This window comes from Erysipelotrichaceae bacterium 66202529 (assembly GCA_017161075.1).
GTDB lineage: Bacteria > Bacillota_I > Bacilli_A > Erysipelotrichales > Erysipelotrichaceae > Clostridium_AQ.
The window spans coordinates 654624-667151 of record CP046174.1 but is presented as its reverse complement, the minus strand read 5'-3'; the positions used below and the strand labels follow the sequence as shown (position 1 = coordinate 667151).

At 44.2% G+C, this 12528-nt stretch carries 10 protein-coding genes; 6 read left to right on the top strand and 4 right to left on the bottom strand.

Translation table 11 applies throughout. The annotated features are described in order from the left end of the window. Nucleotides 1–169: 169 nt before the first annotated feature. Together GKZ87_03120 and GKZ87_03115 are read right to left on the bottom strand one after the other, a co-directional pair. Nucleotides 170–736: a DUF1349 domain-containing protein gene (locus tag GKZ87_03120; GenBank protein ID QSI24566.1), complete on the bottom strand. Its 567-nt coding sequence runs from the start codon at nucleotides 734–736 to the stop codon at nucleotides 170–172. 73 nt (nucleotides 737–809) lie between these two features. Continuing rightward, nucleotides 810–1685: an SIS domain-containing protein gene (locus GKZ87_03115; GenBank protein QSI27867.1), complete on the bottom strand. Its 876-nt coding sequence runs from the start codon at nucleotides 1683–1685 to the stop codon at nucleotides 810–812. Nucleotides 1686–1876: 191 nt separating this feature from the next. On the opposite strand from GKZ87_03115, the gene GKZ87_03110 reads away from it, so the two are divergent. The 6 genes from GKZ87_03110 to GKZ87_03085 all read left to right on the top strand — a co-directional run bounded on the left by GKZ87_03110 (nucleotide 1877) and on the right by GKZ87_03085 (nucleotide 10852). Beyond that, a complete protein-coding gene (locus GKZ87_03110; GenBank protein ID QSI24565.1) occupies nucleotides 1877–2689 on the top strand; it encodes a Cof-type HAD-IIB family hydrolase in 813 nt (270 codons plus the stop codon). A gap of 254 nt (nucleotides 2690–2943) precedes the next feature. Further along, nucleotides 2944–4776, top strand: a complete 1833-nt coding sequence (locus GKZ87_03105; protein QSI24564.1) for an NAD(P)-binding protein — start codon at nucleotides 2944–2946, stop codon at nucleotides 4774–4776. Next, on the top strand, nucleotides 4770–6500 hold the full coding sequence (locus GKZ87_03100; protein QSI24563.1) for a 4Fe-4S dicluster domain-containing protein: 1731 nt from the start codon (nucleotides 4770–4772) through the stop codon (nucleotides 6498–6500). Before GKZ87_03105 ends, GKZ87_03100 begins: the two co-directional genes overlap by 7 nt. A 538-nt stretch (nucleotides 6501–7038) precedes the next feature. Next, nucleotides 7039–8220 (top strand): FRG domain-containing protein, encoded by a 1182-nt coding sequence (locus tag GKZ87_03095; protein ID QSI24562.1) that lies wholly within the window; start codon nucleotides 7039–7041, stop codon nucleotides 8218–8220. Between the two features lie 2 nt (nucleotides 8221–8222). Continuing rightward, the gene (locus GKZ87_03090) at nucleotides 8223–9050 is read left to right on the top strand and encodes a MerR family transcriptional regulator (GenBank protein ID QSI27866.1); all 828 of its coding nucleotides are present in this window, start codon (nucleotides 8223–8225) and stop codon (nucleotides 9048–9050) included. A gap of 461 nt (nucleotides 9051–9511) precedes the next feature. Beyond that, nucleotides 9512–10852, top strand: coding sequence for an MATE family efflux transporter (locus GKZ87_03085; protein ID QSI24561.1), 1341 nt, complete (start codon nucleotides 9512–9514; stop codon nucleotides 10850–10852). A gap of 199 nt (nucleotides 10853–11051) precedes the next feature. Here the strand turns inward: GKZ87_03085 and GKZ87_03080 are convergent, their stop codons facing one another. Beyond that, complete coding sequence (locus GKZ87_03080; protein ID QSI24560.1) at nucleotides 11052–11783, bottom strand: methyltransferase domain-containing protein; 732 nt, start codon at nucleotides 11781–11783, stop codon at nucleotides 11052–11054. A 517-nt stretch (nucleotides 11784–12300) separates the two neighbouring features. Continuing rightward, nucleotides 12301–12501, bottom strand: coding sequence for a DUF378 domain-containing protein (locus GKZ87_03075; GenBank protein ID QSI24559.1), 201 nt, complete (start codon nucleotides 12499–12501; stop codon nucleotides 12301–12303). Between the last annotated feature and the right edge of the window lie 27 nt (nucleotides 12502–12528).

The following is a 12528-nucleotide window of genomic DNA, read 5'->3' as shown; positions in this document are numbered from 1 at the left end:
TGTATCAGAAAGACGATTGTCATATCCTACGTCTTCCCCTACCCTCATATGCCTTACGGATAGCTGTATGAATCAAGAGCGTTCCTCTTGCCGGTAATCATACCTTGTGTATGCAGTAGATAGCAGATCCTTCTTTCTGACGCTAAATTCATATTTCCTTACAACGCGCTTAGTTTCCACCCCGGATATCCTCTTTACTCTCCTGATTCAAATAAATTTCCTCAAACACAAAATCACCACCATCACCCAAAGGACTTTGTGCAACCAGACCGACCTTCAGCTCCTCTGCCATTTCCATACGCAGAATACGATGCATCCGCCAGGTTTTACCATCCATAGAATAATGAACAGCAAATACTTGATCCCTGCGGCATAACTGCAGCCATATGTAATCCTGACTTGTTTCCACCCCGTTGCAATCATCGGAAGTGCCATCTGTCATAACAGATACAACTGCTCTGGTATTCAAATCCGTATATTCAAAGCAGACCTTTGCCCATCGTGTTTCCGATTCCATTGCCATGATTGCAGGTGCATCATAGGTGGAAAGAAAGCTCTGTGATACCTTTGCATGGATTACAAAATCACCGGTTATCTTGCGGTAGAGAAAAGCAGCACTCGCATGGACTGTTCCATTTAACGGACTGACAACGAAATCGCTTTTTGCACTGGCATGGATCGTTATACGACCATCCGTTTCTGTATAGGCTGCGTGATTCATACATTCAAATTCCATATTCCTTCTCCTTATAATTTTCTTTTTCATTTCAATGCGTTCTATCAAATTCAAAATTGCTATGTGATAGTTACTATTTCTGCTGCTCATCCTTCGCCTTTAAACGGCAGACGTGGTAAGCCCTGTCTCTGTGTTCAATATTCTTTTCATAATTTTTCTGATAAATCCGGGAATATACCAGATCGAGCAAATATTGTGCGGACACATGTGAAGAAAAGGTTGTTATCTTCTGATAGGAGGACTCAAAGCCGCACAGATACAGACGGCAGGTCGCAAAATAATGCAGCGTTTTATCATGGCTGCTGGATAATAGAAGCACCGTTACCTTATTTTCATACAACTGCTTGACGCATTCCTGTACATGATCGGAAATACCGGCATAGGAGAGGATAATCGCCACATCTCCCTGCTTGGCGGAGGCACAATACAATCTCTGCTGCAGAAGTTCTCCTGCGACATGGATATGAACTCCGATTTCTTCCATCTTTCTTGCGAAATTCTCTGCCACCTGCAAATTGGTATTCGTCGTAAGAATATAGGTGAAGCGTGCCTGATATACATGCTCAGCGAATTTTTCAAGCTGTGCGATATCCAGCAGCCGTATCGTCTCGTCTATGGAGTTTTTGTACAGACTTCCCAGTGTCTGAATCAGCTCTGCCGTAGATTCCTGTGCAGTAAAGGGATAATCATAATTTACAGCGCTGGGGCTGCTCAGCTTTTCATTCAGTTCGCTTGCCAGTTGAATCCGAAAGGCCGCATAGCCGTCAAAGCCCAGCTTGTGACAAAACCGGTAGATACAGGAGGTACTAACCGCTGCTGCCTGTGACAGCCGGGCGGTATTCATGTGGATGACCTCCATGCTGTGCTCCAAAATATAATCACAAAGAACCTGTTCGTTCACACTCCATGTGCGATTATTCTGCAAGGTTTCCCGTATATGCATACACATCCATCCTTTCTTTTTCATTATAGCCTCATGACAAAACTTTGTCATGTGACTTTGCCGCTTTGAAAAAAATTTTTCATCATTTCCCATCTGCATAACGAAACGATGTCAACCTTTTATCAACCGTTCAGTAAGCTATTTACAGCCTTAGCTCTTTCAGGATACACTGAAGCTGTCAAAAGGAGGGCAATAGGATGTATAAACTAATCGTCTGCAGTGTCGATGATACGCTGCTAACCAATAACCACAACATAAGCAAGGATACAAAGGAAGCACTGCTGCAGGCACAGCGTGCTGGTGCCAGACTGGCTTTGATCTCCCGCCGTTCTCCAGAAAATCTTAGAAAAATTGCAGCTTTACTGCATATGGATGAATACGGCGGCTATATCGCAGCCTGTCATGGAGCATATCTGCAGGAAATAAAAAGTGAGCGCGTCCTTCAGCGAAAGGAGGTATCTTTGAAGCTGCTGGATCGTCTGCTTGCCGCAGTAAAAGAACAGGATGTTAATCTATCCATCGTGGAAGACGGACATCTGTACACTACAGGAACAGACCCCTATGTACAACTGGAGGCATTGTTAAATGAAATGAAGCTGCATCCATGGGAGGATTTTGAAGAAATCTGTGATGAGGTTTTAAAAATTTATGTCACAGGAGAAAGCAGTGCGTTGAATGGCTTTATAAGCTGGCTGCCGAAAGAGTTAAGAGAGGAAGTACAGCTGATTCGCAGTGGAAAAAACATGTTCAGTATTGTACATGCCAATGTAGATAAAGGAACGGCATTGCAGTGTATTATGGAAGATATGGGTATCGCAAAGGATGCTGTATTGTTGATTGCGGATAGTGTCAATGATAAGGCGATGGTTCCCTATGCGGGCAGTGTCAGCGTCATGGGAAACGCAGAGGATGAGGTGCGTAAGGATGCCTCCTTCCTTACCCAAAGCAATGATTGTGACGGCATCGTGCGGACACTGGAGGTTTTAACACAGGATGTGGAGGTAATCTAATGGCAATAAGCGGACATCGTAATACGATAACCTGCCGCTTTCCTTCCCCACCTGTAAGTAACAAAAAAGCAGTTATGAAGATGCTTGCAATGTGTGCCATTTTGATAGCATAAATTGAAATTTCGTGTTAAAGAGATACAGATTGTAACACTTACCTGCAGATAAACGGGAATTGTTTCAAAAGCAGTTGGAAAAGTTCCCGTTTTGTTTTATACTGAAATAGATGTAACCGTTAACAATAATGGAGGAATGCTATGAGCAGATTAACTATTATGACCGCTACCAAAGCACAGCGTGTCATCGAGGATCTATATAAGGATCTGGAACGAAGAATCATTGCCAGTCCGCCGGGACTTTGCCCTGTGGATATGGCGAGTGCTTTTCTGAAGCTCTGTCATGCGCAGACCTGCGGGAAATGTGTACCCTGCCGTGTCGGTCTTGCTCAGCTGCAGATGCTGCTGGAGGATGTGCTGGAGGGAAGAGCTTCCCTTTCTACCATTGATTTGATTGAGAAAACAGCACAAAATATTTCGTGGAGTGCCGATTGTGCAATCGGCTATGAGGCAGCGGAAATGGTGCTGCATGGTGTACAGGGCTTTCGTGATGATTATGAGGAGCATATCCTGCACGGTCGCTGTACCGCCAGCTTGAATCAGCCGGTTCCCTGTGTTTCCATGTGTCCGGCAGGTGTGGATATTCCCGGCTATATCGCCTTGGTGAAGGAGGGAAGAAATGCCGACGCTGTACGGCTGATCCGTAAGGATAATCCGTTCCCAACCGTATGTGCGTATATCTGTGAGCATCCGTGTGAAGCGAGATGCAGAAGAAATATGCTGGATGATTCTATCAACATACGTGGAATCAAACGCTATGCAGTAGATCATGCAGGCTATGTTCCACCGGAACCGTGCGCACCGTCAACCGGTAAGCGCATTGCTATTGTCGGAGGCGGCCCCGGAGGATTGAGCGCAGCCTATTATCTGCAGCTGATGGGGCATCAGAGTGTTGTTTATGAAAAAAGGAAACGCCTGGGCGGTATGCTGCGCTATGGCATTCCGAATTACCGTCTTCCAAGAGCGCGGCTGGATGAGGAAATAGAAGTTATTAAATCCGCAGGTGTGGAAATTCATACCGGTGTGGATATCGGAACGGATATCGCCATGTGTGATCTGGATAAGGAATTTGATGCCGTCTATCTTGCCATCGGTGCACAGACAGATAAAAAAGTGGGAATCCCCGGAGAGGATGGGGAAAATGTCATATCTGCCGTGACTATGCTGCGCAATATCGGTGATGATATCATGCCGGATTTCAAGGATAAGCGTGTTCTGGTAATCGGCGGCGGTAATGTTGCGATGGATGTTGCACGCAGCAGTAAACGGCTGGGCGCAAGCTATGTTGGTATTGCCTATCGCAGACGGCAGGAGGACATGACTGCCCTGCCACAGGAAATAGAAGGTGCTCTGGCAGAGGGCTGTGAGCTGTTGCAGCTGCAGGCACCAAAACGCATTGAACTAGATGAGGAAAACAAGGTTGCCGCCCTCTGGGTACAGCCGCAGATTATTTCCACCTACCGCGGTGGACGCCCGGCTCCCAAGCGTGCAGAGGTTGACGAAAAACGGATTCCATGTGATATCGTTGTTGTCGCAATCGGTCAGGGTATTGAATCCCAGCATTTTGCAGAGGAGGGTGTTCCAATACGGCATGGAGCGATTGACGCACTGGATCATTCCGGTGTGGAAAACATGGAAGGAATCTTTGCCGGTGGTGATTGTGTAACCGGTCCTGCAACGGTCATTCGCGCGATTGCGGCAGGCAAGGTCGCAGCGGCTAACATTGATGAATATCTCGGCTTCCATCATATTATAGAATGCGATGCACCGATTCCCCCTGCAAATTATGCTGACCGTCCAAAATGCGGTCGTGTACAGCTGAAGGAGCGAGAAACATCGCTGCGCAATGCGGATTTTGAGCCGATCGAGTATGGTATGAGCAGTGAAGAGGCACAGCAGGAATGCGGAAGATGTCTGCGCTGTGATCACTTTGGATTCGGTGTATTCAAAGGAGGAAGAACGACAAAATGGTAACGATTACGATAGATCATCAACAGATTGCAGTGGACGAGCAGCTGACCATCATGGAGGCCGCAAAAGAGGCACATATCGAGATTCCTCATCTCTGTTATCTGAAGGATATCAATGATATCGGCGCATGCCGCATCTGTGTTGTAGAGCTTCAGGGCAAGGATAAGCTGGTAACCGCCTGTAATACGATCGTTCAGGAGGGAATGGTTATTTACACAAACTCCCCCAAGGTTCGTTATACACGGAAATGCAATGTACAGCTTTTGCTTTCACAGCATGACTGCGAGTGTGCCTACTGTTCCCGCAGTGGTAACTGCTCCTTGCAGAAAATCAGCAATGACCTGGGAATCACCTCCCTTCCTTATGAGAAAAAGGTCGTGTACACCCCATGGAACCAAACGTTTCCTTTGATCCGCGAGAGTAATAAATGTATTAAATGTATGCGCTGTATTCAAATCTGTGACAAGGTACAAAATCTACAGGTGTGGGATGTACAGAATACCGGCTCCCGAACTACTGTAAACGTATCATTAAACCGCAGTATTGAAGAAGCAGATTGCAGTCTTTGCGGTCAATGTATCACCCACTGTCCGGTGAATGCGCTCCATGTGCGGGAGGACAGTGAGCGTGCCTTTGATGCCTTAAATGATCCGGATACGATCACCATTGTTCAGATTGCTCCGGCAGTACGTGCCGCATGGGGAGAATCGCTGGGTCTGAGCCGTGCTGAGGCAACGATTGAAAAGCTGGGTGATGCATTTCGCAGAATGGGCGCCGATTATGTGTTTGACACAGATTTTGCGGCAGATTTAACGATTATGGAGGAAGCGAGTGAATTTCTAAGCCGGCTGCAGCATACAGATGAACACAAGCTTCCCATGTTTACCTCCTGCTGTCCGGGATGGGTGCGTTTTTTAAAGTCCCAGTACCCTGATATGGTATCCCACTTATCTACCTCCAAGTCCCCGCATCAGATGTTCGGTGCAGTCACAAAAACCTGGTTTGCGGATAAGCTGGGTGTTGATGCTTCAAAAATTTATAATATTTCCGTTATGCCATGTGTGGCGAAAAAGCATGAAATTGACATTCCGGTAATGCAGGATTCCGGGTATCGCGATGTGGATGTCGTTTTAACAACCAGAGAAGTCATTCGTATGATACATGCAGAGCATATTGATGTGTCTTATCTGCAGGATATCCCCCTGGATGATCCACTGGGAACCGCCAGTGGTGCAGGCGTGATTTTCGGAGCGACAGGCGGAGTTATGGAAGCTGCGCTACGCAGTGCCTATTATTTCGTCACCGGTGAAAATGCAAACCCGGATGCTTTTACAGCTGTTCGCGGCATGGATGGCTGGAAGGAAGCAGCCTTTGATATTCAGGGGATTACAGTACGCTGTGCGATTGTGAGCGGTCTTGGAAACACACGCAGACTCATTGAGGCAATGCGCAGAGGCGAGGTATCCTATGACTTTGTGGAGGTCATGGCATGTCCGGGAGGCTGCAGCGGTGGCGGCGGTCAGCCGATTCATGATGGTGAGGAGCTGGCAGCAATACGGGCAGAAACACTGTATTGTCTGGATCAGCAGGCAGAGCTTCGTTATTCCCATGAGAATCCATCCATTCATACGCTATATGAGGAATATCTGGGAGAGCCGCTTTCTGAGCTTGCGGAAAAGCTGCTGCATACCGATCATGAGGCATGGCAGATGCCGCATACAAGGTGAGCATAAGATTCACTGGCAAATTTACAAAGAAATGACTGCATAAATTCGATTCTAACGCTGCTATGGTAGAGAATGCATCTGTAATGAGGTAAAGAAGTAGTTAAAAATTTTACAGGGCTCTCTCCTTGAGAATATGGGATTGATAAAACAGTAAAAATAAAGGAAGAAATAAAGCTCCTTATTATTCCATGGGAATTTATTTCTTCTTTTCTTACTATATACCTGATACCTGTGTCATAAATGTATATATACCAAAATATATAATTATATCAAACTGTATGTTTATATCCGAAACGTCTATTATTTCTTAACTGTATTTTATACTCTATTTATACACTAAATGTATATTTGTCCCGAAAATGTATTTCGTACCTTATATGTATAGTAGTACCCTGTCATGCATCCTCCCCTCTTAATACAAAAGCAGAAAGGATATCGCTTCCTTTTGTAAAAAGCAGGTGCTATATTACGTTCTTATGTATTCAAATCCATATTTTTCATATATAATCTTATTATATATTATAATGGAGATGATAGCATGACAGAATCCTTTCAGGAACAAGCACAGACCCTGTATAAAAACCCTCGCTTTCATGATGCCTTTCACAGGGAGCTCCTTCATTCCCTGCGTGTGAACGGATATTATGATTATCATTATATCAGCGGCAATATTGCACGCGCAGACGTCCTCGTCTCACAAACACCGGCACAGCAGCTGCAATATCAGGAGAATGTGCCGGATCGGGAAATTCTGCATTATACGCTGAAGCACGCTGTTCCTTCCGGAAGCCGGCATCTGCTTTTGAAGGAATTACTCAAAGCTGCCTCATATCCTTCAGACTTGCAGGTAAAGGAATCCTTTCTTTTTGATTCTGAAAGCGTTCAGCTTGTTGAAATCACATCCCTGCCCCAATATATTGAAACCATTTTGAAATACAGGAAAAAACATATCTCCTGTTATTTCCGCGGTCATCAGAATATGAATTACCGTCTAATGCCCTCACTGTTTCGCGAGCATGAACTGGCAATACATGAGAATAGCATCTATAAGCAAACACTGATTGAATACCCAACGGATTTTCAAAATTGCAACACACACTTTGAAAAGCTTGTAAAAATGCAGCATTACCAAATTTGTACCCGTCTGCTTGATGTGACCTCCAATCCACTGGTAGCTCTGTTTTTTGCCTGTGAGAATGCGTCTGCAGCATATGGCCGCGTTCTTATGTTTGAAAGTGATACAGCTCCTCTGTTTCCCGACAGCGACAAGGTGTGTATGCTTTCCAGTCTGGGCTTTTTAAAGGAGGAGGTACGGCAGGCTCTGCGCAGAGAATCTTCCAAAGCCTTTTTACACAGCAGTGCCGCACAGACACTTCTGCATGAAATACAGCGGGAACAGCCTGCCTTTCAGCCAATCATGAAGCAGGATGATCTGAAAACCGTTCAGCTTGTGAAAGCCTCCCTGGATAATGAACGGATACGGCGGCAGAATGGACTGTTTTTCCTCTGTGGAAATTATGCAGACGATGATGAGGAACTTCCGCTTGCATTACAAAGGAAGCTGATGCATTATCAGGGGAAACAGATGGTATTTTACATAAAAAAGAAAAAGCAGATACTGGAGGAGCTGCAACTCGCACATATGTCGCATAAGGATCTGTATGGAAACCTGCAGGAAGCCGCATGGGACATTATGAATACCTGCAGGGAACAGGAGTAAATATGGAAACCTATAAAATTTCTCAGATTGCCCGGCTGCTTGGTTTAAGTAGTGATACTATACGCTTTTATGAAAAAAAAGGACTGGTGCATCCTGCTACAAATCCGGATAACCAGTATCGGGAATATGATTTGAACAATATATTGGAGCTATTGGATATCATCTACTATCGGCATCTGGATATATCCCTCAATGACATTCAATCCATCTGTACCAGCGGCAGCATTGAAACTATGCATGAACTACTGTTGAAGAAAAAGCAGGAAACGGAGGAAAGGATTCGTTATGAACAACAGCTGTTAAAAAAGCTTACTCATATTTCCGAAACCTATCAAAGAGTGGAATCCAATCAGAATATATGCAGTATCAAAGCCTTTCCCACTTCTGTTATTCTGTTTGAGAGTGAGAAAACAAGTGATTTTTTTACACAGCAGATTGCACACCTGACACAGGATCAATTTGTGCTGTGTTCCCTGTATAAAACATATCAGCTTCAGCATTCCGATATTTTGCCGGGAAAAACGATCATCGCACTGGAACAGGACATTATGGAAGAGCTGCATATGAGCTATCCGCAGGAGCATATGATGGAAGCACAGCATCAGCCCTGTGTATTTCTCGTCATTCATATGCTGCACAGCCAGATTCAGCCGCAGGATATCGAGCCGCTATTAAGGTATGCAAAACAGCATAATCTCACACTGCAGAACACCCTCTATCTTCGGGAAATTCCTCTGACCAGCTATCAGGATAACCAGAATTATTATGCAGAGCTGTATATTCCTTTGTGTGAGGATGTCAAGCACGTGGATACAGAACAGGAAAAGTGATGAAGGCATAATTTCTTACCGTTTTATCCAGTATATAGTTTTCAATTAACTTTATTCTCCAGCTTCAGCGCTTGTGTATCTCACACTGGCGATATTGGACATGTTTCGTTCAGGTATGTTGTAAGGAAGTACAGGTCTTGTACGCTCGTATGCAGACTGTATCATTTATTTAATATACGCTTATTGCTTATATAGTATATGCGTAAAAATCGCCTGTAATTTTATGTTTTATAATGGAAAAGAAAATTTCAGAGCGGCTTATCAGAAATTACAGCAGCTGGAGGATATAAATTACTGCACAGCCTTACGCTGTAAATCTTTTCAAGGATTATATTATACAAATACACAGTGTACGAATATCATTACTGTGTGAGGATACCTTCCTCACTTTTTTTATATTTTTCTTGACCTTGGAGCTGCTTCAGGGTTTATACTGAAATCCGCACGGAGGTGAAGCTGAAATGAAAAAAGATTATATACATAAACAATTCTGGAAATATGTACTTCCTTCCATGTTCGCTATGCTGTTAAGCGGCTTCTATGCAATTATCGACGGTCTGTTTGTAGGAAATGCCGTTGGGGATACCGCATTGGGGGCAATTAACCTCGCCTATCCGATTCAGGTCATTCTGAATGCAACCGCCATCGGACTTGGAATTGGAGGCTCCGTTGTTATGTCGCGCAGCCGCGGAGATGGCAGGGAAGCTAAGGCACGTCATGCCATGGGCTCGACACTGGCCCTGCTGCTTGTTTCCGGTATCCTGTTATCAGGTATGTTACTGCTCCTGCACCCCAGACTATTGAGAATGCTGGGCGCACAGGATGTTTTATATGAACAGGCACGTTCGTATATATTTGTTGTTTTGCTGGGGGGAATTCTTCCGGTGCTTGGAAACGGTCTGAATCCCCTGCTGCGTAATTACGGAAAAACCTTTCTTGCGACCGTCATTATGAGCAGTGGTTTGATTACCAATATTCTGCTGGATTATCTGTTTGTCTTTCGCTTTCGTATGGGACTCTCAGGTGCAGCATGGGCAACCATTATCGCACAGGGTGTTGTCGCGATCCTGTCTCTTGCCTATATGTATGCAAGAGAGCTGCGCACCTATTCCTGGAAGGATGCCATACCGGATCTTCCCCTTGTCAAATCCATTGTACGCATCGGTCTTTCCCCCTTTGGTCAAACCATGGCACCATCGTTCGTTATCGTTTTAACAAACTGGATGTGTCTTCGCTATGGCGGCAATGCTGCTGTCACCATTTATTCTGTGGTATCCTATGTCCTGTGCAGTGCACAGCTATTATTACAGGGAATCGGTGACGGTGTTCAGCCATTGCTGAGCTTCTATTACGGCGCCGATCAGGAGGATAAAATTCATATATTGTATCGAAAAGCATTTATCGTTACCATTCTTACCTCGCTTATATTATGTGCTGCTGTAGTTGTGTTCCTCAACCCACTGACTGCTCTGTTTGGAATCAGCGATTCTGTATTTGAGGGAGCCAAAACAGCGATACTGATAACCACTCTATCCTTTCCGTTTCTTGGTATTACAAGAGTTACCTCAGCTGTTTTTTATGCGACGGAAAAAACACGAAATTCCACGATACTTGTGTATATGGAGCCATGCTTTTTGCTGCCAGTAAGCCTGTTTATCCTGTCCTGGCTGTTTCAGCTCAATGGAATCTGGATGGCATATCCTGCCGCACAGCTCATCCTTTGCGCGCTTGCCTTATTTATGAAAAATCCATTGCATGCCCATACTTCCATACTGCAAGGTGAGGAGCAGGCAATATGTTAAATAAAGAAAAGAGGAAGCTCTTTATAATGAATAAATAAAAAGGTTGATCCCAACAGCGAAACAATTCTGTATGCTGTCTTGGAATCAGCCTTTTATTCTTTTATTATATATTAACATGGCTTATATATTGCTTATATATGTTACTTTTATATGTGCTGCTTATATATCGCTTTAAAGCTTAACTCTCATTCACGTAAAATCAGCGCTTTCTGGCTGATACCAGCAGCATCATCGGTCTGCGCATTTCATCGCACATACCTTCAATACCCAGCATTTCCTGAGGTGGCTGCGGTTCTATGATATGCTGAAGCTCAAAGCCGCTGCTGAGCAATGTATCCAGATAGCTTGTCAGCGTACGATGATACTTCACCACCTTCTCCCCCAGAAAATTAGCTTCCCGTTTTCCTTCATAATAATAGTTATCGACTGGAAAATGCAAGATAGCTCCTTTGTCATCGTAATACCAGTCCTGTGAACCATAGGATGTGAAAACCGGATGCTCAACAGAGAATACAAACTGTCCCTGCGGTACGAGCCATTCAGCAATGGATAACACCAGCGGCTTGAAGTCTTTTACATAGTGAAATGCCAGCGAGCTGATGACAGCATCAAAGGATGCCGGAGGAAAATGTAAATCCTCCATTGCACTGCATTGATATGTGATATCATATCCTCTGCTTTTTTCCATGGCAACTGCCAGCATTTTTTGTGAAATATCCGTTCCAGTGACAGCTGCTGCGCCATGCTCGGCCGCATATATGCAATGCCAGCCATAACCACAGCCCAGATCAAGAACACGCTTCCCTTTGAAATCCGGAAGCAGACGTTTCAGCTGTGACCATTCACCGGCACCCTCCAGGCCCTGAACAGAGCGGTTCATTTCCTTATATTTATTGAAAAACACATCGTCGTCATATTTATTTTCTTTCATTTTAGCCTCCCATGCAAATCCTGCATCTATGTTTTCTTTTGGTGATTTCCATGGGTCTATGCAATCTTTTGCGCAATGATTCCCTTTCTCACAGGTCAGCACTCCTTTCCGAATCCATGCTTCATATAAAGTATAGCACATAGACTGACCGTTTTCATCACAGGATTTTTATACTGTAAATTTTGTCCTTCTTCAAAAAGCATCTACACTTATCACTGCATAAAGCAGGCAATAGCGCTTTCTAAGGCTTTATAGAAAACCGTCTATTACGCTATAAGATTTCCTATGATAGACAGCTTCCTTTACATATAGTTCTTATTTTATATCGGTTTTTATCATTTATTTGGTTACTTCTCCATATCGAAGCTCCTGGATTTCATCCTGTTTTCATAATCCCATCGCTTTTCCCTTTTGCTTTTTTACGTAACAGCCTTTTGACATTATCCGTGCTTCATATCGGCGATCACTACAGACAAAAAGAAAAAGCCTCCTGATTATAACAGGAAGCCGTTCTCTACTATCTCTCGCTGTTTAAGCTGGAGAAGAAGGAAAGCTGATAAATACCACAGATACCAACCAGAATATAAATTGCTCTGGATAAAATAGATCCGGTACCGAACAGCATATCTACCAGGTTGAAATCAAAGAGACCAATCAGTCCCCAGTTTACACAACCGATAATACTGATAATCAATACGATATAATTTATGACTTTCATATACATCCTCCTTGGTATTTAGTCTGG